The sequence below is a fragment of the Candidatus Dormiibacterota bacterium genome, from assembly GCA_035532035.1.
In the GTDB taxonomy this organism is placed as follows: domain Bacteria; phylum Vulcanimicrobiota; class Vulcanimicrobiia; order Vulcanimicrobiales; family Vulcanimicrobiaceae; genus Tyrphobacter.
This window is the reverse complement of the sequence record DATKRS010000023.1, coordinates 14756-38970: the sequence shown is the minus strand read 5'-3', so window position 1 is coordinate 38970 and position 24215 is coordinate 14756. Positions and strand designations below refer to the sequence as shown.

17 protein-coding genes, 1 pseudogene and 1 riboswitch are annotated in these 24215 nt (G+C 65.5%); of the genes and pseudogenes, 6 read left to right on the top strand and 12 right to left on the bottom strand.

From position 1 onward, the window contains the following. The 3 genes from VMV82_07620 to VMV82_07610 form a co-directional block, all read right to left on the bottom strand. Positions 1-913, bottom strand: a 913-nt coding sequence (locus VMV82_07620) for a xanthine dehydrogenase family protein subunit M (GenBank protein ID HUY41420.1), incomplete at its 3' end; no start/stop codon positions are given. 173 nt (positions 914-1086) lie between these two features. After that, on the bottom strand, positions 1087-2043 hold the full coding sequence (locus tag VMV82_07615) for an HD-GYP domain-containing protein (GenBank protein ID HUY41419.1): 957 nt from the start codon (positions 2041-2043) through the stop codon (positions 1087-1089). An 86-nt stretch (positions 2044-2129) separates the two neighbouring features. Then, complete coding sequence (locus VMV82_07610) at positions 2130-3389, bottom strand: hypothetical protein (protein HUY41418.1); 1260 nt, start codon at positions 3387-3389, stop codon at positions 2130-2132. A 191-nt stretch (positions 3390-3580) separates the two neighbouring features. Here VMV82_07610 and VMV82_07605 point away from each other — a divergent pair, with 191 nt between their 5' ends. Further along, a complete protein-coding gene (locus VMV82_07605) occupies positions 3581-4027 on the top strand; it encodes a hypothetical protein (GenBank protein HUY41417.1) in 447 nt (148 codons plus the stop codon). Between the two features lie 139 nt (positions 4028-4166). Here VMV82_07605 and egtD read toward each other — a convergent pair whose 3' ends face one another. Beyond that, the gene (gene egtD, locus VMV82_07600; GenBank protein ID HUY41416.1) at positions 4167-5165 is read right to left on the bottom strand and encodes an L-histidine N(alpha)-methyltransferase; all 999 of its coding nucleotides are present in this window, start codon (positions 5163-5165) and stop codon (positions 4167-4169) included. Between the two features lie 65 nt (positions 5166-5230). Here egtD and VMV82_07595 point away from each other — a divergent pair, with 65 nt between their 5' ends. Continuing rightward, complete coding sequence (locus tag VMV82_07595; protein ID HUY41415.1) at positions 5231-6490, top strand: SUMF1/EgtB/PvdO family nonheme iron enzyme; 1260 nt, start codon at positions 5231-5233, stop codon at positions 6488-6490. An 8-nt stretch (positions 6491-6498) separates the two neighbouring features. Here VMV82_07595 and VMV82_07590 read toward each other — a convergent pair whose 3' ends face one another. Genes VMV82_07590 through VMV82_07580 form a run of 3 tightly spaced genes read right to left on the bottom strand, consistent with a single transcriptional unit; the run spans position 6499 to position 9364 of the window. Next, positions 6499-6981, bottom strand: coding sequence for a flavin reductase family protein (locus VMV82_07590; GenBank protein ID HUY41414.1), 483 nt, complete (start codon positions 6979-6981; stop codon positions 6499-6501). Beyond that, entirely contained in the window at positions 6978-8285 is a 1308-nt protein-coding gene (locus VMV82_07585) for a glycosyltransferase family 2 protein (GenBank protein HUY41413.1), read from the bottom strand. The genes VMV82_07590 and VMV82_07585 overlap by 4 nt, the downstream gene beginning before the upstream one ends. Next, a complete protein-coding gene (locus VMV82_07580; protein HUY41412.1) occupies positions 8249-9364 on the bottom strand; it encodes an NAD-dependent epimerase/dehydratase family protein in 1116 nt (371 codons plus the stop codon). Before VMV82_07580 ends, VMV82_07585 begins: the two co-directional genes overlap by 37 nt. Before the next feature lie 41 nt (positions 9365-9405). Here VMV82_07580 and VMV82_07575 point away from each other — a divergent pair, with 41 nt between their 5' ends. After that, on the top strand, positions 9406-10224 hold the full coding sequence (locus tag VMV82_07575; protein HUY41411.1) for a serine hydrolase domain-containing protein: 819 nt from the start codon (positions 9406-9408) through the stop codon (positions 10222-10224). Positions 10225-10248: 24 nt separating this feature from the next. Here VMV82_07575 and VMV82_07570 read toward each other — a convergent pair whose 3' ends face one another. Together VMV82_07570 and VMV82_07565 are read right to left on the bottom strand one after the other, a co-directional pair. Beyond that, positions 10249-13392 (bottom strand): hypothetical protein, encoded by a 3144-nt coding sequence (locus VMV82_07570; protein HUY41410.1) that lies wholly within the window; start codon positions 13390-13392, stop codon positions 10249-10251. Then, positions 13392-16400, bottom strand: coding sequence for a hypothetical protein (locus tag VMV82_07565; GenBank protein HUY41409.1), 3009 nt, complete (start codon positions 16398-16400; stop codon positions 13392-13394). Before VMV82_07565 ends, VMV82_07570 begins: the two co-directional genes overlap by 1 nt. 472 nt (positions 16401-16872) lie before the next feature. On the opposite strand from VMV82_07565, the gene VMV82_07560 reads away from it, so the two are divergent. Then, positions 16873-17532: a lytic transglycosylase domain-containing protein gene (locus VMV82_07560; GenBank protein HUY41408.1), complete on the top strand. Its 660-nt coding sequence runs from the start codon at positions 16873-16875 to the stop codon at positions 17530-17532. Positions 17533-17538: 6 nt separating this feature from the next. On the opposite strand, the pseudogene VMV82_07555 reads toward VMV82_07560, so the two are convergent. The 3 genes and pseudogenes from VMV82_07555 to thiC all read right to left on the bottom strand — a co-directional run bounded on the left by VMV82_07555 (position 17539) and on the right by thiC (position 19928). After that, positions 17539-17687: pseudogene (locus tag VMV82_07555) on the bottom strand (DUF1801 domain-containing protein). Between the two features lie 57 nt (positions 17688-17744). Continuing rightward, a complete protein-coding gene (locus tag VMV82_07550; protein ID HUY41407.1) occupies positions 17745-18236 on the bottom strand; it encodes an HAD family hydrolase in 492 nt (163 codons plus the stop codon). 9 nt (positions 18237-18245) lie between these two features. Continuing rightward, positions 18246-19928 (bottom strand): phosphomethylpyrimidine synthase ThiC, encoded by a 1683-nt coding sequence (gene thiC / locus VMV82_07545; GenBank protein HUY41406.1) that lies wholly within the window; start codon positions 19926-19928, stop codon positions 18246-18248. Then, positions 19929-20037, bottom strand: a riboswitch (TPP riboswitch). 126 nt (positions 20038-20163) lie between these two features. Between thiC and aceE the strand changes: the two genes are divergently transcribed. Together aceE and aceF are read left to right on the top strand one after the other, a co-directional pair. Continuing rightward, the gene (gene aceE, locus VMV82_07540) at positions 20164-22860 is read left to right on the top strand and encodes a pyruvate dehydrogenase (acetyl-transferring), homodimeric type (protein HUY41405.1); all 2697 of its coding nucleotides are present in this window, start codon (positions 20164-20166) and stop codon (positions 22858-22860) included. Between the two features lie 5 nt (positions 22861-22865). After that, positions 22866-24134: a dihydrolipoyllysine-residue acetyltransferase gene (aceF, locus tag VMV82_07535; GenBank protein ID HUY41404.1), complete on the top strand. Its 1269-nt coding sequence runs from the start codon at positions 22866-22868 to the stop codon at positions 24132-24134. The last annotated feature ends 81 nt before the right edge of the window (positions 24135-24215 follow it).

Here is a 24215-nt window from a genome sequence, read left to right as displayed (position 1 = left end):
CGATCTCGAGCGCTCGGACGAGCGTGCGCTTTGCAAGCAGAATCTTGAAATCGTTCTGCCCGAAACCGCGCGCGCCGGCCAGCGCCTCTTCGGCGGCGCGTTCGAAATGCTCGCGCGCGGCGGGCGCGCCGGCGAGAGCGCGTTCGGCGGCGGGCGCATGCCACGGTATCGTCGCCACGCCGCCGAGCGCAATGCGCGCCTCGCAAATCGTGCCGCCCACGAGATCGAGCGCCACGGCTGCGGACGCAAGCGCGAAATCGTACTGCGCGCGATCGCGCACCTTCACGTACGTAGAACGGCGCGCGTAGGGAAGCGCCGGCACGGCGACCTCCGTGACGAGCTCGCCCGGCTCGAGCGCCGTCTCGACGTGCGGCGTATCGCCGGGCTCACGGTAGAAGTCGCGCAGCGCGATCGCGCGATTACCGCGCAGACCGGAGATATGCACGCTTGCATCCAGCGCGACCAGCGCGACGGCGAGATCGGATGCGTGCGTCGCGATGCAGCGATCGCTCGTTCCTAAAACGGCTTGGCGCCGATGCTCGCCCGCCAGCGCGCCGCAGCCGGTGCCCGGCGCGCGCTTGTTACACGGCGTCGCAACGTCGCGAAAGTAGGAGCAACGCGTACGCTGGAGCAGGTTCCCGCCGATCGAAGCCATGTTGCGCAGCTGCGGCGACGCCGCTTGCTCGAGTGCGATCGCGATCGCGGGAAATCCCTCGCGTACGAGCGGATGCTCCGCTACGTCGGCCATCCGCGCGAGGGCACCGATATGCAGCCCGTCGTCGCGTTGCTCGATTGCGCGCAGAGGAAGCGCGTTGATGTCGACGAGCAACGGCGGATCCTCGACGCGATCCTTCATGAGATCGAGTATCGTGGTGCCGCCTGCGATGAACCTCGCCCGCGCGTCGGAGGCGATGGCCGTGAGTGCGGACGAAGGGCTCTCGACGGCTGTGTAACGGAAATCGTTCACGCGAGGTTCTTTCCCGCAAACCAGTCGTCAGCCCCCGCGAAGTGCTAGCGCTTCCCTTCGAAGGCGCCGGTTCCGTTCGGCGTGCCGAGGCCGGCGGGGCCGTTGTATCCGGGAATCGCCTACGGGCGTCCCGTGGTGACGACGTCGATCATCGCGTCGACGACACCCGGATCGAACTGGGAGCCTCTGCAGCGCTTGAGCTCGGCAAGCGCGTGCGCCGGGCTCATCGCAGGCCGATACGGGCGCGACGCGATCATCGCGTTGAACGAATCCGCGACCGCGACGATGCGAACGGTGATCGGAATGCGATGGGACTCCAAACCGTCGGGATAGCCCAAACCGTCGAACCGCTCGTGATGCGAGCGCACGATCGAGCAGAACTGCCGGAGCGACGGCGTCTCGCGAATCGCGCGCTCACCGGCAAGAACGTGCTCGCGCATGAGATCCCATTCCTCGTCGCTCAGGCAGCGAGGCGCCGTGAGAATCTCTCTTGGAATCGCAGTCTTACCGAAATCGTGGACGAGCCCGCCTCGCGTTACTTTTCTCGCCTCGGGTTTCGTCAAGCCCATCCGCTCGGCAACGCGCCCGCACCATGCCGACACGGCCTGCGCGTGATCCGCCGTCATCGGGTCGAGCGCGCGAAGCTCGCCGACGACGCTCGCTAGCGCGACGTCGATCTCTTCGAGCACTCCTGCATGGTCCGCCCCGTCAGCGCTGAGAATGCCGTCCGCGATCGTCGCGATCTCCTGCGCCACCGACCGGAACCGCTCGAGCACGTCCGGCGGCGTTCCAATCGTGTCGAGCGCGTCCGAGACCGCTCGGGGAGCGGCGGTAAAAAGGGAGCGCGCAGGGACCGATTCGGCATGCCGGCGGTACGTAACGTCGACCCAGGTCAAGAACGGCGTCCACGCGCCCTCTTCGAGCGCTTCCGCAACGCGGTCGACGAAACACTCTGCGAACGCACGCGCGAAGACCGAGTTCTTTGCTTCCGGGGCTCCTTCGAGAATCGCGTCGCGCAAGAAGGCGCGGCGCTCGCTGAACAGCAGCGTACCGGACCGCGCGATCGAGCCATCCATGACGTCAGTCTAGCTCGGAACGCGCGCGCGCATCAATCGGATGCGTAGGTCGAAAGTCCCGAGTCGAGCGAGATTTGACCGAAGCTTTACGCGAGCGCCGGAAGGGCTTCGAGGAGCATCGATATCCCGCCCAGGTACTGCGCGCGGAGCGCTGCAAAGGCATCGAGCAGCTCGTCGTGGTTCTTCGCCGACGTCCAGCTTCCGAAGACGGCTTCGACGGCGGCGATGAGTGCATCCATCGCAATGGGAACCTCCGCGCGCATCGCCGAGAGGCTCTGCAGCCGCCGGGCGGCTTCGTCGACGCCGGTCGCGGACGCGGCGGCGAGCACGAGGTACGCGAGCGCTACGATATGTTCTTTCGTTTTCGACGGCGATTGCGCGAGCGTCCAATCCGCCGATTCGATCGCAGCGCGCGCGGCATCGGTGAGGCCTGCGGCCGCCGCGTAGAGCGCCGCCTCGGCAAAGCGCAGAGCGCGCCGGTCGGCCGAGATCTGCGACTCCCCGCTTTCGGCGACGATGCGATACGCCCGCGCGAAGTCGCCGTTCCATGCGCATCGTAGCGCTTGCGCCGGCACGAGTGCCTCGCTCGTCTGTTCGGCGCTCTGCACCACGTCGATGGCGCTCAGCGCCCGCTCGCGTTCGCGCGCTCGGCTGAGGTTGCCCGCCTCCATCTCGATATAGAGCGCCCCCATGATCGCCCACGTGCGGATGTGCGCGTCGCCCGACTTTGCGGCGAACGATTCTGCCAGCTCCACGTAGCGCAGGGCACTTCGTGGGTCGCACTCTATGTAGTACGCGAGCTCGTACAGGAGGCTGTAGCCGCGAGCGGCGATGTCGTCGTCTTCGCACCGTCGCGCCGACTCGATCGCCTCGTGGGCGAAGGTCTTGGCGTCGGTAAGCTCGCCCGCGCGCAACGCAACGTACCCGATCTGATAGAGCGTGCGCGCGCGCTGCGCGCACTCCGCATCACCGGCAAGGATGTCGCGCGCGCGATACGCACGACGGTACGCATCCGGCATGCGATCGGCAAGCACGTAGGCCGTCGCGAGCGTCGCGTTCAGAGCGGCCGAAAGCGACGACCCTTGATCGGCAAAGCGCTCGAGCCGGGGGATGCACTCGACGCGCCCGCGCCGTAGCAAGGCAAGCGACGAGCGGTAGGCGAGCGCCGCTTTGGACTCCAGGTCCCCGACGCGCTCGATGGCAAGGTTGAACCAGGCCTCGGCGGCGTCGTGATGACCCACGCGCGAAGCGAGCACCGCATTCGCCGCAACGACCGCGACCGGCCCGATCGCTGCGTCGCGCGCGATGCTATCCAAGCACGCTTCAATTGCAGCGCGTTGCTCCATGCCGTCTTATGTTCGGCCAATTCCATGCTGCGAAATGTGCGCTTTACACGATTTGAACCGGGTGACGCTCTCAGCGCTCTCACAGTAGCCCTCAATGGCCAGTTAATGATCTCGCGGGCCGATTCGAAGCGGCGCCCCGTTTCCTATGTGCAGCCCGCTCTTTTCGGGTCGCAACAGAACGGAGAAGCACCATGCTCGTCAACTTCATCAAACCGGTCGCCGCCAAGCTCGTCCTCGCGAGCGGCGTCCTCGCTGCCGCGCTCGTCGCGATGCCGCGTCCCGCCTCGGCGGATACGACGTCGACCATTGCGATCGCAGCCGCCGCCGCCCTGATCGTCGGGGCGATCGCCTACGACAACAGCGGACGCCCATACTACGAACGCGACAACCGTCGCTGGTACGTCTCGCGCGAGGCTGCCAACTACTACCGCTACCACCGGTTTCCGCAGCGCTACGGCAGCTGGAACCGCGGCGGCGGTCGCCAATACGGCCAGGGCCGATACGGCCAGAGCCGATACGGCCAGGGCCGATACGGCCAGAGCCAATACGGCAGGGGCCGGTACGGCCAGATTCGCCGTGGCGGATCGCGTAACTCCTACGGCTCGACGTACAGACCACCGCACAACGGCATCCGTTAGCGCAACGTAGCGACCAGAAAGGGCTCGCGTGCTTCGGTACGCGGGTCCTTCTCTCTCAGGCGCCTATGCGCGTTGGCTGATATGCTCTCGCAGCGCAACGAGCATATCTATTTCGCGCTCGGAGTCGCGACCTTACGTCCTAGCGGCGCGCGAGCAAGTTCACGCTGAAGCGCTGCGCGCCGTCGGTCCAGGCGTCATCCACGCTAAAGCCGCTGTCTTGCGCCATCGAGCGTATCTCGTCCGCATCGTACTTGTACGATGATTCCGTGTGAATGCGCTCGCCGCGGGCAAAATCGACGTGCATGCCGAGCGCCGCGATCCCAACGCGTTGATCGGTCGTCGACTCCTGGAAGGAATCGACGCATGCGCGCCGCTCGTCGTACGCGACGAGAAAGCGAAACGCTTGGAGATCGAACGCGCCGCCCAGCTCGCGATTGATGCGGGCAAGGACGTTGCGATTGAACGCCGCGGTGACCCCGCACGGATCGTTATAGGCGAGCTCCAGTTCTTGGCGAGACTTCTTCAAATCGACGCCGAGCAGCAGTGCGTCCCCGGGACGCAGCGCCGTGGCGATGCTCTGCAGAAGCCCAACCGCTTCGCGGCGCTCGTAGTTTCCGATGCTCGAACCGAGAAACATCACCATCACGCGCGCGTCGCCGCGCAGCCGGCGCGCGAGCAAAGCGCGGCGGTAGTCGCCGCAGTGCGCGGCTACGATAAGACGGTCGTACTCGACGACGAGGCGCTCGGCCAGCGCCTGTAACGCCGCCGCGGAGATGTCGATCGGATGGTAGCGTACGATCTGCTGCCGGCGCAGCGCCGCCTCGATGACGATACGCGACTTGCTCCCGTCTCCTGGCCCCAGCTCGACGATCTCGGCATCCCCGACGCGCTCCAGAATCACGCCCGCGTAGCGTTCGAGAATCGCGCGCTCGGCGCGCGTGAGATAGTACTCCGGCAACAGCGTGATGGCTTCATACAACGCAGATCCGATCGCATCGTACAGGTGGCGCGCCGGAAGGCACTTGGGTGACGACGTGAGGCCCGCGCGCACGTCTTCCGCAAAGCTGCCGCTCGTGGAGCCGGCCTCCTCTTGGTCGATCGTGAGTCGGCTCAGGAATGCAGCCTCGCCAGCGGTCATGAGCGGCCGTTTTCGCCGGACCCGGGGAATGTCTCTTCCTGACCGGTTGCGAAGGGGCGGGGGCGATGATTTCGGGGCTTACGCGGGAGCGCGCGATACTGCAGGGCGCCTACGAGGAGAACCGGCAGCGTACCGAGCTGATTTTCGATCTGCTCGATCCGCAGGCGTACTACGAGCGGCCGATTCCGCTGCGTCACCCGTTCCTATTCTACGAAGGCCACATTCCGGGATTTAGCTTCTTGACGCTCGTGCGGCGAGCGCTCGGCAGCGCACCGATCGACGAGGACCTAGAGCGCCTCTTCCAGCGAGGCATCGATCCCGGCAATCCTTCCGAGGCCGCCGCTGTCGCACCGACCGAATGGCCGCAGCGCGAAGCCGTTCGCGCCTTCGCGCGTGCTTGCGATGCGCGCGTGCGGGATGCGCTCGCTCGCGCGCGCATCGACGATGACGACAACCCGCGTCTGGTTCGAGCGCAAAGCGCCTACAACATCATCGAGCACGAACAGATGCACCACGAGACGCTGCTCTACATGATTCACCAGTTGCCGCGCGAGAGCAAGCGCGTTCTTCCAAGCGAGCACCGCGACGCCGTTCCTCCCCCGTACCGCCGGGTAGAGATTCCGGCGGGCACGGCGACGCTCGGCGCGCCCCGTGAGGCGATTGCGTTTGGCTGGGACAATGAGTTCGGCGAAACGACGGTTCGCGTCGGTGCTTTCGAAATCGAAGCAGACAACGTTACGAACGGCGACTACCTCGCCTTCGTTGAAGCGGGCGGCGAGACGCCCCCATTCTGGCGGCGCTCCGGCGAACGGTGGCAGCTCGCAACGCTCTTCGATCGGCTGCCGCTCCCCATTTCGTGGCCCGTCTTCGTAACGCAGCGGCAAGCCGACGCGTACGCGCGGTGGAAGGGTCTGCGCTTGCCGACCGAAGCCGAGTACCATCGCGCCGCTTTCGGGACGCCAGAAGGCGAGGAGCGTGCGTACCCGTGGGGCGACGCGCCGCCCGACGCCGCGCGTGGAAACTTCGGATTCGAACGGTTCGATCCGGTGCCCGCCGGCTCGTATCCGGCGGGCGCGAGCGCGTGGGGCGTCAACGACCTCGTCGGAAACGGATGGGAATGGACGAGCACGCCGTTCGGCCCGCTGCCGGGCTTTGCGCCGATGGCGTCCTACCCGCAATACTCCGTCGATTTCTTCGACGGAGCGCACTACGTGCTGAAAGGCGCTTCTCCGGTCACGCATTCGCGCTTGGTTCGCCGCAGCTTCCGCAACTGGTTCCGCGCCGACTATCCATACGTGTATGCTACGTTCCGCTGCGTGACCTAGTGCAAGTACTAGCCTAGTGCGTGATAGCTGCCGTCGTGATAGACGAGCGGCGGAAGCTCCGTATGGTGGGCTTCCTCTACCGCGCCGATGAAAATGGTGTGCGTCGCGACGTCGAACGCCTCCGTTGCGATGCAGACGAACGCCGCGGCCGTTCCGGCGATGATCGGCACCTCGGCAGCATGGAGCTCGTGCGCGACCCCGTCGAATTGATTCTCGATCCCGGCCGCAAAGCGACGCGCGATCTCTTCCTGACCGCGTGCCAAGACGTTCACGGCAAACCGCCCGCTCTTGCGAATGAAGGGATGGGTCCTCGTCGCTCGACTCACCACGACGAGCAGCGTGGGAGGATCCGCGCTGACGCTTGTCATTGCCGTGGCGGTCATCCCGTGGATCCTTCCTTCGTGCGCCGCCGTGATCACCGCGACGCTCGCGGCCGTGCGACGCATGGCCTCGCGATACGACTGCGGGTCCGCCTGCCTGCCGGCGCTCATGCGGATATGCGAATCGGTGCGTTCGAGACCGCGCGACCGCTGCGCTCGAGGCCGAAGCGAGCGACGCGTGCGAGATCGATGACGCGCATAGCGCTGCGTCGCGGGGCGCCGCGGCGCAGCGCGTCCTGCCTAGCCTCCTCGCCGGCCTTGCCGGCGTACGCATCGAGCAGCGCCGCGTAGCCGTAGAGATCGCTGCCGGAGGGGCGCGGCGCACCGGCCCTGCGCGGCTCCGCGCACGGCATCCACGGTACGCACAGCCCGATCGCACCGTGCGTTTTCAGATGCACGCTGCCGCTCTCGCACGCGACCTCGACGCTCGGCGCGAACGCGGCGCCGTCGCAGTTCCACGCCAGGCTCGCCGCGATGCGAAAGCGCCTGTCGAAGCGATGCCACGGAGCAATAGCGTCGACGACCGGGTGGCCGTACGAACGGATGGCCTCGAGGACGTCCTCCAATACGGCCTCGCCGAGGGGATCGCTCGGGCCGCGGTGGACGACGATCGCGCTCACCTCGCCGCGCTCGGTGCGTGCGATGGACGAGAGCGCCGACGACCACCTCCGGTAGAACGCGATCTCGTTTGCCTCTTCCCAAGTAAACCTGCCGGTCGTCGCGCCCTCGTAATGGGCGAAGCGGGACTCGGCAACGTACCGAGTGACGAGGCCCTCGGAACGCGCGCGCATGCAGAGATCGGTGTCCTCGAATCCGTTGCGATAGAGCGGATCGAATCCACCGCCCGCGAGGAACCAATCCCTACGCACCGCAATTGCCGCTCCTGGAACGACGATCGCGTCGCGCGACGTTCGGACGGCGTCGAGCGTCGCCGGTAAATTCCGATATGACAGAAACCAGTGCGCGTTCGGAAGCAATACGCATCCCGCTCCCTGCGTCACGCCGTCTTCGTAGAAGAGCGCGGCGCCTGCGATGGCCACCTCGGGACGCGAGAACGCAGCGACCAGCGGCGGCAAGGCGTCGCCCAGCGGCCATGCGTCGTTGTTCAAGAAGAGCACGATCGGCGCTTGCGCGATACGCGCGCCGGCAGTAGTTGCGCCGCCGAAGTTGGCATTGACGTCGAGCCGCATGCGACGCACCCAATCGTAGCTCGCAAGCTCGAGTGGAGTCTCGTCGCTCGATGCGTCGTCGACGACGATGGTTTCGAAGCGCACCGCCGACGACGACCGCAGAGCGTCCAAGGCCCCGAGGCACCGGCGGGTGAGCCACCAATTATTGTGGGCGGGAATCACGACGCTGAGATCGGGCGGCATGCCGATCAGTGCACCATCCAACGCGGATGCTCGAGCGTCCACCGTACGACGTGCGAAAGAGAGTCCCACAGCGGTACGGGCGGTGTCCAGCCGAGCTCTTGCAGGCGCCGTCCGTCCATGGCGTACCGCAAATCATGCCCGGGTCGCGTCGAGTGAAAGTCGACGGCCTCCCAGACGAGCGGCTTGCCCGCAAACGCGGCGATGCGCTCGGCCATCGTGAGGTTGTCGACCTCCTGCTCTCCAATGACGTGGAAGCGCTGCGGAAAGACGCCTGCACCACGACCGCTTGGATCGTAGCGCACCGTCGCCTCGAGCGGCGCTCCCTCGATTCGCGCGTCGCGAACCAAGAAGAGCATCGCGTCGGCGAGATTGCGCGCATGCAAGTAGCAGCGGCGGCCGATCTGCGCTCGCTCGACGCGCTCGGTATCTTCGGCGCGCAACGGTGCGCTGCCGAGCTCGCGTACGATGGCACTCGAGCAATGCACCGGAACGGGTTTGCCGTCGATCACGCTTGCGATAACCTTCGGGATGAACTTCTCCGGGTGCTGACGCTCGCCGATGAGGTTCATGCCGTTGACGATGACCAACGGAACGTCGTAGGTGCGCCAATACGATATTGCAATCGCTTCCTGCGCTGCCTTCGACGCGCTGTATGGGTTGCTCGGTAGAATCGGGTCCCATTCGATCGACGGCCGGCCGAGCGGAACCGGCCCGTACACTTCGTCGGTCGAGAGCAGAACGAACACCTTCGGCTCGAGGGTCCGCGCGAGCTCGAGCGCGTTCAACGCGACGTCGACGTTGTTGCGCACGAACGGCACCGGCTCCGCAATCGAGCGGTCGACGTGGCTCTCCGACGCGATCTGCAGAATGACATCGACGTCACCGTGCTCGCGAATCGCACTGATCCCGTACTGGCTCCACGGCGTCGTGAGATCGTGCGTCAAGACGGAGACGCGCCCGTGCGAGCCCGGCCTTCCTTCGAGCACTTCCGTGATGCGCTCCGACGTTCCACGATGCCTGAACGAGTCGGTCAGCGTTAGATACGCATCCGTGTTGACGAGGAAGTGCTCGAGTACGTGATGACCGACGAACCCGCCGGCGCCGGTGAGGAGGACATGCATGCAGACGGAGATACCGCCCCGCTCGAGGAAGAGCCTGCGCGGTGGAGGCACTCGCCTACGCGCGCGCACACGGCCTGCACGCACTCGTGGTGGCGCGCGGCGAGCAGATCGAACTCGAGACGTACGCGGACGGATACACCGTTGCGCAGGCGCATCCGCTGTATAGTGGGACGAAGAGCTTTTGGGGTGTTGCCGCGCTCGTCGCGCAGCGCGAAGGAATACTCACGCTCGACGAGCTCGTCTCTCGGACGTTCTCCGCATGGGCGAGCGACGAGCGAAAGAGCGCGGTCACGTTGCGGATGCTCCTGCGCCTGACGGCGGGTTTCGGATTCGGCGGCTTAGGCAATGCCGTTCCGACGTACGACGCGGCGCTCGCGGCGCCGTTGAAGAACGCGCCCGATACCCGCTTCACCTACGGCGGTATCGCATTGCAAGTCTTTGGCGGGGTGCTCGCCCGCAAGCTCGGGCCGCTCGGCTTCACCCCACTCGGCTATCTCCGCGAGCGTGTGCTCGGCCCCGCAGGCGTCACCGTCGCGTCGTGGCGCACGCTCGCGGACGGCACGCATCCCCTTCCGACCGGAGCGCAGCTGACGGCACGCGACTGGCTCGCTTACGGGCGCTGGGTGCTCGCGCACCGCGACGATCTCGCCGCGTGCTTCAAGGGTTCGAATGCAAATCCGCGATACGGCTTGTGCTGGTGGCTCGGAGCCAAGGGAGCTCCGGACGATCTCGCCTACGCCAGCGGTGCGGGCGGACAGGCGCTCTACATCGTCGCATCGCAGAATCTCGCCGCCGTGCACTTCGGCCGCAACGGCTCCTACCGGCACGACGCGTTCCTGCGCCGTCTCTTTGCCTCGTGAACCGCTGCAGCAGATCGCGTTAGATCACGGCGATACCGGCGTCGCTCCCGCGACCGGTTGCGCTCCGGCGCTGCGGAGCGCAGCGGAGAGCGCGCCCAGCGATCGCACGTATGCGTCGTAGCGAGCCATCGCCGCGCGGTACTCGACGTCGAAGCGGCGTGCGTACGAGAGGAGTGCCGGCGTCGGCGGCGGTTGTGACGGCCCGAATCCCGCGCGTGGGACGTCTTCCTTCAAGGCGCCCGGCCGTTGAATGGAGTCTTCGTCGTTGTGGTAATCGGCGGTGAACGCATGGAAGATCGCGCGATCCTCGTGCAACGCCGCCGTTACCCGCGCCGCGAGCGCGGCGTTCTTCGCAACGAGTGCGGCATACGAGGCCTCTAACGAGCGTTGCTGCGCCGCGAGGCGATCGATCACCGTGTTGATCTTGCCGGAGACCGTACCGTATCTGCGAGCGAACGCATAGCCTGCGCGCAGTTGCGCGAGCGTGTACGGGTGATGCGGATCGGCACGCACGACGAACGCTTGCGAATACGTCCGGCCGTTCAGCGTGATGCGCGCGACGTACCGGCCGGGCAGTACCAACGCTCCGACGGGGGAGCCGCGGAACTCCTTTGCGCAGACCGTGCACAGCGGCGGCCCGTCCTCGCGGAAATTCCACACGACACGGTTGATGCCCGCATCGTTCGTGACGCCGGGTCCCGCCCCCGGTCCCGCGTACGGGTTGAACGGGGCCGCCTTCGCGGGCTTGCGCTGGGGCAGAATGTGCCGGATCACGTGTCCGGCGCCGTCCAGGATCTCCATCGACGGGGCGTGCGGCTGCGGCGCGGCTTGATAGAAGTCGACGATCGCTCCGGAAGGCGGATTCGCACCACGAAAGTCCGTGTAAGCCCCCTCGTCGCCGCTCGACTCGAAGGCGTATTCGTACGCGACGCGCGGCGCGAAGAGCATGGCGCCCGCGCGCTGCGCCTGAGGCAGCCCCTGCAGCGAGCCGATGTCGTCGAGGATCCAGAGATCGCGCCCGTGCGTCGCGATGGCAAGATCGTTGAACTCCGGCTGCTCGCGGATATCACGGATCGAGACCGTCGGAATGTTCAGGTTGAACGGCGACCACACGGTGCCGCGGTCGTACGAGATCCACAACCCCGTCTCGGTTCCGGCAAAGAGTAGATCGGGGTTTCGGTCGTCGGGGCGAATCGTGCGCGCCCAGACACCGCCCGGCAGACCGTTCGTGATCTTCGTCCACGTGCGGCCGTAATCGTGGGTCACGAAAAGATACGGGCGATAGTTGCCGGAGCGATGGCAATCTTCGTTCGCGTATGCCGTACGCGCCGAAAACGGCGATGGTGCGATCGTCTCGACGCGGCAGTACGGGGGTACGCCCGCGATCGTGTGCTTGGCCCAATGCGCGCCGCCATCGGTCGTCACGGCGATGACGCCGTCGTCCGCGCCCGTCCAGATCTCCCCGCGCCGCGCGGGCGAGCCTTCGATGTCGAGCAGCGTGTCGGAGTATTCCGCGCTGGAGACGTCGAGCGTGATCGGTCCGCCGGCAGGTTGCTGGTGCGCTTTGTCGTTCAGCGTGAGATCGGGGCTGATCGGCATCCAGTGGACGCCGCGATCCATCGTTTGGAAGACGACGTTCGCGCCCAGCCAGGCAACGTGTCCGTTCCACGGAGCAAATGCAATCGGCGCGTCCCAGTTGAAACGATAACGCGCGTCGTACAGCGCGAAGGCATTGCGCGAGAAATCGTAGTACGGAACGACGAAGCGGCTCGTGCGCGCGTGCGTGTCGTAATCCACGATCCGCCCGGTTTCCAAGTCGGCGAGCACGTGCGAAGGATCGCTCGGATCGGGCACTGCCCACTCACCGTCGCCGCCGATCACGTCCTGCCAATCCGCGTTCGCGATCCCTCCCGGACTCTGTGAGTTCTCCGGCGCGCAGAAGCCGTTGTTGTCCTGCAGCGGCGCGCAGACCCAGTACGGGTTCTGGTGGAGGGAGAGACCGACGTGATAGACCTCGCCGATCGGAATGTTGCGCGAGAACGACCAGTGCGCGCCACCATCGAGCGTGATCGCGTACCCTCCGTCCTCACCTACGATGATGCGATTGGGATCGTTCGGGGCGATCCAAATCGCATGATAGTCGACGTGGACGCCTTGCGCGATCGCAGCGAACTTCTTGCCGCCGTCCTTCGACAGCGCGAGCATCATCGAAACCGCGTAGACGCGGTTCTCATCCCGCGGGTCGACGGCCAAATGCGTGAAGTAGAAGGGGCGCTGGTCGACCAGCGTGTCGTTCGAAACCATGGTCCAGTTCTGGCCGCCGTCGTCGCTGCGCCAGAGGATGCCGCCCTTGGCTTCGATGATGGCATAGACGCGCTTGCTGTCGCTCGGCGCAATGGCAACGGCGCTGCGCCCCGTCAAGCCGCTCGGCAAACCGTGGCCGGCGAGGCGCGTCCACGTCTTCCCTCCGTCGGTCGAGCGCCAGATGCCGTCGTCCGGCCCACCGGAGTGAAACGTCCACGGCAGGCGGCGGAACTGCCACATGCTCGCATAGATCACGGACGGATCGTTCGGATCCATCGCGAGCTCGGCGGCGCCGGTCTGCGGGCCGACGTAGAGGGTCTTGCTCCACGTCTTGCCGCCGTCCTCGGTCACGTAGACGCCGCGGGCCTCGCTATTGCGAAACGGATCGCCAAAGGCCCCGACGACGACGTGCAGCGGATCGTGCGGATCGACGAGGATGCGCGAAATGCTCCACGTGTCGCGCAGCCCGACGTTCGTCCACGTCTTACCGCCGTCCGTCGTCTTGTAGACGCCGTCGCCGAACGTGACGTCGTTGCGCGGATTCGCTTCACCCGTGCCGACCCAAACCACGTTCTCGTTCGTCGGATCGATCGTGACCGCGCCGATGGCAGCAACGGGCTCCTTTTCGAAGACCGCCGTCCACGTGGCTCCGCCGTTGACCGTCTTCCAAACGCCGCCGCCCGCGGAGCCGATGTAATAGAGGTTAGGATCGCTCGCCGTGCCGGCAACCGCTGCGACGCGGCCTCCGCCGGAGGCCGGCCCGACCGAGCGCCACGTGAGATGCGCGTACGGCGTTCCCGCAGCGATTGCCGCCGTCGCGCCGAGCGCCGCGGTGACGAGCGCTGCGAGTCGGGCGAAGTGCATCAATGGACCTCCTTGACGCTCGTGGGCACCGTGGGGAGACCGGCAGCCTTCAGCGACGCGTTGAGCGTGGCGAGGGACCGCACGTAGGCGTTGTAACCGGACACGCCGTGCGCGTATTCGCCTTCGGCCCGATGGACGTACGACGTCGTCGGTTGCGTGACGAGACCGAGCGCGGTGAAGAAGGCGGTTTCGAGGTCCTCACGCAGCTTGCCGGGCCGCTGAATGCTGTCCTCCGCGTTCTGATAGTTCGCGGTCAGCTCGTTGAAGATCGCGTCGTGGGCATTTTGCGCCGCAACGATCTGTGCTGCGAGCGCGGCATTGTTTGCCTTTTGCGCCTTCGTCAAGTCGTCCGCGAGCGTCTTCTTCACCGTATCGAGAGCGTTCAGCATCACGTCGACGTTGGAGAAGAGCGCCTGAATGTGCCGGCCGAGCGCGTACGTCTGCTCGTACTCCGCCTGCGTGAAATGCGACCGCGGATCCGGCTTGACCGCGAAGTGCTGGAGATACGTGTGCGTCCCGAGCGTCATGCGTACGGCGTAGGTCCCCGGAGGAACGCCGACGATCGAGTCGGGACCTTGGAACATCTTCGGCGCGCCGGTGTATTTGACGGGGCCGTCGATCGTGAAGTCCCACACGTAGCGATTCAATCCCGCTTTGTTCTCGACGTACGGCACCTGCTTGCCCCCGACTGCGTGCGTGCCGGAGATCGTACGGATGACGTGGCCGCGCGCGTCGAGGATCTCGATCTTCGGCGCGCTCTTTTGCGGCGCCGATTGATAGAAGGAGATCATCACGCCGTAGGGCGGGTTGTCGGCGGCGTAGCGCGTGTACGTGCCTTCGTCGTTCTCGTGCAACGTGTACTCGTACGCCGTGCGCGGCTGGAAGAGATACGTCCCACGCGCAATAGCCGTTTGCAGCTCTTGGATCGGGCGCATGTCGTCCATGACATACACGGAGCGGCCGTGCGTCGCGAGCACGAGGTCGTCGAACTGCGGCTGCATGCGAATGTCGTGCACGGAGACGTGCGGCATATTGTTGAGGAACGAATGCCAGGTCGTACCGCCGTCATATGAGAGATAGATCCCGAGCTCGGTGCCGAGGTAGACGACGTTCGGATTCTTGATGTCGGGCCTGATCGAGCGCGCCCACTCGGTGCGCGGGATCCCGCCGGCAATCGACGTCCAGTGCCGGCCGTAGTCGCGCGTCACCCACGCGTACGGCGCGTCGTCGCCCGTGTAGTGGTCGTCTTCGATCGCGTAGACGGTTCCATCGCGCAGCGTCGAAGGCGCCACCGTCGCGAAGCGGCCGTACGCCGGAGCGCCGGGCGGCGTCACGTTGTGCCACTGTTTGCCGCCATCGAGCGTCATCTGCACGTACCCGTCGTCCGTACCCACCCAGATCTCGCCGCGGCGCAGCGTCGACCCCTCGATGTCGAGTATCGTATCGCTGTATTCGGCTCCCGAAACGTCGTGCGTAACCGGTCCGCCCGCGGGTTGCTGATGCGCCTTGTCGTTGCGCGTCAGATCGGGACTGATTACCGTCCAGCTCTTTCCGCGGTCGGTTGTCTGAAAGATGACGTTGCCGCCGTACCATCCGACGTGCGGATCCCACGGCGCAAACGCAATCGGCGACTCCCAGTTGAAGCGGTACCGGCTGGTTGCGAGATCGAAGCTCTCGCCACCGAGCTGGTCGTAGGGATCGGCGAACCAGCCGTCTTGCGTCACCCGGTTGTAAATCTGCAGGGCGCCGTCCTCGCTATCCGACCAGATCCAGTTCGGATCGCTTGGATCGACGAGCGACCACTCTCCGTCCCCGCCGGCCGTTACAATCCAGTGCTTGTTGAGGATGCCTGCAGGATCGAGCGAGTTCGAGGGGCCGCACCACGCGTTGTTGTCCTGCAGACCCGCGCAGACGGTGTACGGATTGCCGCTGTCGAGCCCAATGCGATAGATTTGGGCAATCGGCATGTTGAGCGAGGACGACCAGTTCTGCCCGCCGTCGAGCGTGAGCGCGTAGCCGCCGTCTTCGCCGACGATGATGCGCTGCGGATTATCCGGTGCGATCCAAATGGCGTGATAATCCACGTGCACCGCTTGCGCGATCGGATGGAACGTCTTTCCACCGTCCTTGGAGAGCGCGAGCATCATCGAGACCGCGTAGACGCGATCGGGATTCTTCGGATCGACCGCGATGTGCGAGAAGTAGAACGGGCGTTGGTCGACGAGGGTGTCGTTCGAAACCATCTTCCACGTTGCACCTGCATCGTCCGAACGCCAGAGGATCCCCGCGCTCGACTCGATGAGCGCGTAGACGCGGTTTCCGTCGCTCGGCGCGACGGCGAGACCGATCCGCCCCGTTACGCCGGCCGGCAGACCGTGCCCGGTCAGCTTCGTCCACGTGCGCCCGCCATCGGTCGATTTGTAGAGGCCGTCTTGTGGGCCGCCGCTCGTGAACGTCCACGGGCGCCTCCGGAACTGCCAAATGCCGGCGTAGATCACGTTGGGATTCTGCACGTCCATGGCGAGGTCCGACGCGCCGCTCTGCGGGCCGACGTAAAGCGTCTGCTGCCACGTCTTGCCCCCATCCCACGTCACGTAGACGCCGCGGTCGTGGGAGTCCGCGAAGAGATTGCCGAGGGCACCTACGATGACGTGGCGAGAATCGTGAGGATCGACGAGAATGCGCGAGATTTGCTTCGTATCGCGCAGCCCCATGTTCGTCCATGTCCCACCGCCGTCGGTGCTCTTGTAGACGCCGTCTCCGTAGCTCACGTCGTTACGCGGATTGGATTCGCCCGTTCCGACCCAAACCGTGCGATCGTCGTTCGGATCGATCGTTACCGCGCCGATCGCCGCGATCGGCTCCTTGTCGAAGACCGGATCCCACGTCTCGCCCGCGTTCGCGCTCTTCCAAACGCCGCCGCCGGCCGTTCCAACGTAGTAGAGATTGGGATCCTGATCGGTTCCAGCGACGGCGGCGATTCGTCCCCCGCCGGCTGCGGGCCCCATCTCTCGCCAGCTCGCGTTACCCCACGCAGGCCCCGGGGTCGGCGTCGGTGACGCGGTGGGCGTCGGGCTGGCGTGCGGGCTCGGCGCGGCGGGCCTCATCGAAGGCGCGGGCGACGGAGGCGCTGCGGCGTTCGCCGCCGCCGGCGACGAACAAAGGAAGGCGGCCGCACAAACTGCGACGGCAAACAAGCGATGCATCCAAGTCTCTCCTTGCGAAGCCGGTGCAATGTGCGCGCACAAACTCCTGCGTGCGCGTCATCAGAGTATGCTCAAATGCTTACGACGGACGCCTCCGCCGGTTTCACCGAGCGGCGCGCGATTCGAAACGCGGCACGTTGACGTGAACGGCGTACCACTGCCCCCACGCGATGAGCCCGCACATTACGAGGAAGAGAAAGCCCATTACGAACCCCCAGCCCCTCCGGGTCATACCGGGGAGGAGGGCCCGGGAGGGAGCCGAACGGGGGCGACGATGCGTAGCAGCATTGGGACGTTCCTCATTGGAGCGGCGTTCGTCTCTTGCGTCCTCGGCGCCGGAGCGCCTGCCGCCGCGGCGACCAGAAGCCTGCCGGCGACCCCGAAGGTCGTTTCGATCTATGCAAAGGTCCTACGTGGTATCAACCCCCAGATGCCGGCCTGGTTGAGCCGCGAGCTCGCACACCATCTTCTCATCAACGCGGCCCGCTGGCACATCGACGCCAACATGCTGGCAGCGGTCGTCACCGTGGAGTCCCGGTGGCACACGCACGCCGTCTCCGGTGCCGGAGCCATGGGGCTCGGGCAGCTCATGCCCGGCACGGCTGCCACGCTGAACGTAAACCCGCGCAACCCGGAACAAAACCTCGCCGGTGCAGCGCGCTACCTCAGTGGCCTCGTGCAGCGCTTCGCGCACAAGGCAAACCGCTACGCGCTGACGTTTGCCGCGTACAATGCAGGCCCGCAAGCCGTTGCGGAGTTTGGCGGAGTTCCGCCGTACTCCGAAACGCAAACCTACGTCGAGCGCGTCCTGGACACGTGGCACCACTTCCAGCGCACCGTGCTCATTCCGCGCAGCGCGCTGCTCGGCGCGCTCGCGCCCGCATGGACGCAGGCCCACGGCGCCGACGTCGACTACTGGCTAAAAACGCGCTAGTACTCGGAGCTTCTCCTTCTCCTTGTGGGCGTTGGCGACGGCGATCGTTCCGTCGTGAGACCACAGCGGATATCGGCAGACGTTCTGCCACGCCAGTCCGTGAGTTCTGCTATCAGCTCGTCAATGCGTTCCGATGGATTCCTTATCGATCTCATCGCCGATCGCGCTGCGCTTGCGCAGTCGATCATCGAGTGTGCGCGAAAAGCTCCGTCCTAGCTCCTCTCGTCTTGCATCCGTAAGAGTCCGCTGCACGCCTGGGCGAGCGTCAACGCCGAGCCGACGCGCAGCATGCGCATTCCGGCGTTGCGCGCAGCCTCCACGTCGACGTCTGTATCGCCGATGAAGACGCATGCCGACGGCTCGACGCCGAACGCGTCCGCGGCGTCGAGAAGAAGCTTCGGCTTGGGCTTGCGGCATGCGCAATCGTCTTCGGGCGCATGCGGGCAGACGAACCATCCGTCGAAATTGCCGAGCATCTCCTCGATGCGGGCGTTCACGGCTTCCATCTGCGCGTAGGTGATCGTACCGCGCCCGATGCCGCTTTGATTGCTCACGATGCCGAGCTTCAACTCGGCGGCACGAAGCCGGTCGAGGCACTTGCGCGCACCGTCGACAGGAACGACCGCGCCGGGGTCGCCGTTATACGGCACGTCGACGACGAGCGTCCCGTCACGGTCGAAGAGCACGGCCTGCAACGGTTGCAAAACGTATCGTCAGGCGAGAGGCACGTAGACTTCGGCGCCCTTTTCCACGAACTCGCGGGATTTCTCCGCCATCCCCGATCGCGCGTACTCTCGCACTTCCTGCGTAATCTTCATCGAGCAGAAGTGCGGACCGCACATCGAGCAGAAGTGCGCGACCTTCGCGCCGGGCGCGGGAAGCGTCTCGTCGTGAAAGTCGCGGGCGGTTTCCGGGTCGAGCGAGAGCTCGAACTGATCCTCCCAACGGAACTCGAAGCGCGCCTTCGAGAGCACGTCGTCCCAGTGGTGCGCGCCGGGGTGGCCCTTCGCGATGTCCGCTGCATGAGCGGCGATCTTATACGCAATCACGCCGTCCTTCACGTCTTTCTTGTTGGGCAAGCCGAGATGTTCTTTGGGCGTCACGTAGCAGAGCATCGCCGTGCCGTACCAGCCGATCATCGCCGCGCCGATGGCGCTCGTGATGTGATCGTAGCCCGGGGCGACGTCAGTAACGAGAGGCCCGAGCGTGTAGAACGGTGCCTCGTCGCAGACGGCGAGCTGCTTCTCCATGTTCTCCTTGATGAGATGCATCGGAACGTGCCCGGGCCCTTCGATCATCGTTTGAACGTCGTGCTTCCATGCGATCTTCGTCAGCTCGCCGAGCGTATCGAGCTCCGCGAACTGGGCAGCGTCGTTGGCGTCGGCGGTACAACCAGGACGCAAGCCATCTCCGAGCGAGAAGGCGACGTCGTACGCCTTCATGATCTCGCAGATTTCTTCGAAGTGCGTGTAGAGAAAGTTTTCTTCGTGATGCGCGAGGCACCACTTCGCGAGAATCGAGCCGCCGCGGGAGACGATCCCCGTGATGCGGCTCGCAGTGAGCGGAACGTATCGTAGCAGCACCCCGGCGTGAATGGTAAAATAATCGACGCCCTGCTCGGCCTGCTCGACGAGCGTGTCGCGATACAGCTCCCACGTCAGCGCCTCGGCTTTGCCGTCGACCTTCTCGAGTGCTTGATAGATTGGGACCGTACCGATCGGCACGCTCGAATTACGAATGATCCACTCGCGCGTTTCGTGAATGTTCTTTCCGGTAGAGAGATCCATGACCGTGTCGGCGCCCCAACGCGTCGCCCACGTCATCTTCTCCACTTCCTCCTCGATCGACGACGTGACCGCCGAGTTCCCGATGTTCGCGTTGATCTTGACGAGGAAGGTGCGACCGATGATCATCGGTTCGCTCTCGGGATGGTTGACGTTCGACGGTAGGATCGCACGGCCGCGCGCGATCTCCGCCCGCACGCGTTCCGGTTCGACCCCCTCGCGCAGCGCCACGAACTCCATCTCCGGCGTGATCTCGCCGCGTCGCGCATAATGCATCTGCGTGACGTTCGCGCCGGGTTTCGCGCGCCGCGGAGCGCGCGCGCCGGGGAAGCGCACGGCGGCGAGCTCGGGCATCGCCTCTCGACCCAGACGGTACACGGACGACGCACGCGCCAATGCCTCAGTATCGCCGCGCCCTTCGATCCATTGCTCGCGCAGCCGCGGCAGACCGATCCGAACGTCGGCGTCATATTCCAGGTCCGTGTACGGGCCGCTCGTGTCGTAGAGCACGTGCGTCGTTCCGTCGGTGAGTTCTACGGCACGCATCGGTACGCGCATCCCCTCGCGTCCCTCGAGATAGATCTTGCGCGTGGACGCTCCGGACGTCGTCATCGCCATGGATTCGCTCCTTCCTACGCCGGCATGACCCGGTTCAGGTTCAACGGTCGGCGGTCCCGGCCGCCCTCTCAGCCCGCTCGCGCGGACTCCCGTGCCTTTCAAGAGTACCGTGCCGCACGCGCCCATCCCCCCCCGCTTGAAAGAGGCTCCCAGAGGATCGCTCTACTCGGCAGAAAGGATCACCCCAGAGGCAAGGGTTCCCATCCGCTGGCGGAATGCAGAGCCATTCATGGCGATGCAGCGGTCGGATCCCGATCCACAAGAGACCCAAGAATGGGTAGATGCGATGCGCGGCGTGCTCGCCGCCGAGGGGCCGGAGCGCGCGCGCGAGCTGATCCACCGGATCGTCGACGAGGCGTGGAAGGGCGGCGCGCACGTCTCTATCGGCGTCGAGACGCCCTACGTCAACACGATTCCGCCGGACCAGCAGGCGCCGTTTCCCGGCGACCGAGCGATCGAAGCGCGCTTGCGCCACTACGTGCGCTGGAACGCGCTCGCCATGGTCGTGCGCGCCAACAAGCTGAGCTCGGAGCTCGGTGGGCACGTTGCAACGTTCGCTTCCGCAGCGACGTTGTTCGACATCGGGCAGAGCCACTTTTTCCGCGCGCCGGCCGAGCCTGGTCCGGACGGAACCGATGGTTTCGGCGGCGACATGATCTTCTACCAAGGGCATTCTTCCCCAGGCATCTACGCACGCGCGTTCCTCGAAGGTCGAATCGCTGAAGAGCAGCTCGAGCACTTTCGGCGCGAGGTTGACGGAAAGGGACTCTCTTCGTATCCGCATCCGTGGCTGATGCCCGCGTTCTGGCAGTATCCGACGGTCTCGATGGGCCTCGGCGCAATCATGTCGATCGCGCAGGCGCGCTTCATGCGCTATCTCAACGACCGCGGGCTCATCGCAACGAGCGATCGCAAAGTCTGGGCCTTCCTCGGCGACGGAGAGATGGACGAGCCGGAATCGCTCGGCTCGCTCTCGCTCGCGGGACGCGAGCACCTCGACAACCTCATCTGGGTCGTGAACTGCAATCTGCAGCGCCTCGACGGTCCGGTTCGCGGCAACGGCAAGATCATCCAAGAACTCGAGCGCGTTTTCCGCGGCAACGGCTGGAGAGTGATCAAGGTCATTTGGGGAAGCAACTGGGATCCGCTGCTCGCGGCCGATACGACCGGCCGGCTCGTGCAGCTCATGGACGAGTGCGTCGACGGCGACTATCAGACGTTCAAGTCGCGTAACGGACGATTCGTGCGTGAGAAGTTCTTCGGCCGGTATCCGGAGACGGCGGCGCTGGTCGCCGACTGGAACGACGATCAAATCTGGGCGCTTCAGCGCGGCGGTCACGATCCCGCGAAGATCTACGCTGCGTACCGAGCCGCGTTCGAGCATCGCGGTTCGCCCGTGGTCATCCTCGCTAAGACGATCAAAGGCTACGGAATGGGCGGCGCGGGCGAAGCCCAGAACATCGCCCATCAAGCCAAGAAGATGGGCGTCGACGATCTGCGCGCTTTCCGAGATCGCTTCGACATACCGGTCACCGACGAGCAGATCGAGAGCATTCCATTCTGCCGCCCGCCCGAGGGCAGCGCGGAGATGCACTACCTGCGCGCGCGCATGCACGACCGGGGATCGCTGCCGCAGCGGCGCCGGACGTCGGTCGCGCTGACCGTGCCGGCGCTGAGCGCCTTCGATGCGCAAGTCAAGAGCGGCGCTGAGCGCGAACATTCCACCACGATGGCGTTCGTGCGTATCCTGAGCGCCATCGTACGCGACCCCACGATCGGGCCGCGCGTCGTTCCGATCGTCGCAGACGAATCGCGCACGTTCGGCATGGAGGGTCTCTTCCGGCAGCTCGGGATCTACTCGTCCGTCGGCCAGCTCTATCAGCCGCAAGACGCCGAACAGCTCATGTGGTATCGTGAGGACCGGCTCGGCCAGATTCTGCAGGAGGGCATCAACGAAGCCGGCGCGATCTCGTCGTGGATTGCAGCCGGCACGTCGTACTCCAATCACAACCTCCCGATGATCCCGTTCTACATCTTCTACTCGATGTTCGGATTTCAACGGGTAGGAGATCTCGCGTGGGCGGCAGGCGACAGCCGTACGCGCGGTTTCCTGCTCGGCGGCACGTCGGGCCGAACGACGCTCAACGGTGAGGGCTTGCAGCACGAAGACGGGCAGAGCCACGTCATCGCATCGGTCGTTCCGAACTGCCGCAGCTACGATCCGACGTTCGGCTACGAGGTGGCGGTCATCATCCAAGACGGCCTGCGGCGCATGCTCGCCGAGCAGGAGGACGTGTATTACTACATCACCTTGCTCAACGAGAACTACCACCATCCGGAGATGCCCCAGAACGCGCTCGAAGGGATTCTGCGCGGCATGTATCTGCTGCGCGACGGTGGAGCGGGAAACGAGCCGCGCGTGCAGCTCTTCGGCTCCGGCGCGATCTTGCGCGAAGTGCTCGCCGGCGCGGAGCTGCTCGAGAAAGACTGGAGCGTCCGCAGCGACGTGTGGAGCACGACGAGCTTCAACCTGCTGCAGCGCGACGGCGTGGCCGCGCAGCGGTGGAACATGCTGCATCCGGGCGAGCCACCGAAGCGCTCGTACGTCGAGCAATGCCTGGAAGGGCGCACTGGGCCGGGTATTGCGGCCAGCGATTACGTGCGCACGTTCGCCGAGCAGATTCGCCCGTTCGTCACGTCAGCCGGCTCCGCAACGCGGCGCTACGCGACGCTCGGCACCGACGGGTACGGCCGCAGCGATTACCGCAAGCAGCTTCGCGCCTTCTTCGAAGTGGATCGCCGCTACGTCGCGCTCGCCGCACTGAGCGCGCTCGCTGACGAGGGCGCCGTTTCGCGCGACGCGCCCGCAAAGGCGCTCGTGAAGTACGATATCGATCCCGAAAAACCCAATCCGGTCACGGTGTAGGGCGCATGGCGGAGACGGTCGAGCTGCGCGTTCCCGACATCGGCAACTTCAAAGATGTGCCGGTGATCGAAGTGCTCGTCAAGCCCGGTCAGCGCGTCAAGCAGAACGATTCGCTGATCACGCTCGAGAGCGAAAAGGCGTCGATGGAGATCCCGTCGCCGGCCGAGGGAACGATCGCACAAGTCAACGTCAAAGTCGGCGACTCCGTCTCGCAGGGCACGGTCATTGCGACGATCGCGCCAGCCGCGGCACAAGCGCCGCCTCAGCCGCAAGCAGCGCCTGCGCCACAACCGCAAGCAGCACCTGCGCCACAACCGCAAGCAGCGCCTGCGCCCCAGCCTCAGCCGCCATCGGCGACGCGATCCGGCAACGGCGCAATCGTTCACGCGAGCCCATCGATCCGGCGTTTCGCGCGCGAGCTCGGCGTGGACGTGCACGCGCTCTCCGGAACGGGGCCGCATGGCCGCATCAGCCGCGAGGACGTGCAAGGCTTCGTCAAAGCCGCACTCGCCGGCACCGCGGGCACTGGCGGCATCGGCGCCGGTCTTCCACCATGGCCGGCGGTCGATTTCGCCCGCTACGGGCCAATCGAACGCAAGCCGCTCTCGCGCATTCGGCGCATCGCGGGGCCGAATCTCCATCGCAACTGGCTGCAGATTCCGCACATCACGAACTACGACGAAGCGGACGTGACCGGGCTCGAAAAGTTCCGCGTGAAAATCAACGCGGAACAAGCCAAGAAAAAACGCGCGAAGCTCACGATGCTCGCCTTTCTCGTGCGGGCGTGCGTTGCAGCGCTCAAGGAGTTCCCCGAGTTCAACAGCTCGCTCGACGGCGACCAGCTCGTCTACAAGCACTACTACAACATCGGCTTCGCCGCCGACACGAAGGACGGGCTCGTCGTTCCCGTTCTCAAGAACGCCGACGCAAAGGGGCTGCTCGAGATCGCGGCCGAGGCCGCGGAGCTCGCGACGAAAGCGCGGGAAGGGAAGCTCAACCTGGCCGAAATGAGCGGCGGCTCGTTCACCATCTCGTCGATCGGCGGCATCGGCGGCACGCAGTTCACCCAGATCGTCAATGCCCCCGAGGTCGCGATCCTCGGCGCGACGCGCGCGGCGATGAAACCCGTTTGGAATAAGAAGCGCTTCGTCGCGCGATTGGTCTTACCGATCAGCGTCAGCTACGACCACCGCGTCATCGACGGAGCGAGCGCGGCGCGCTTTCTCGTCTATGTCGCGAACGCGCTCGCCGACTTCCGCCGGGTGATGCTCTAAGCGCTGTAGCGACCGACGCTCACCGGCGAGAGAGGAAGACGTTGTTGCCGTGCGATTGCGCGGTAAGCCGTTGTGGTAATG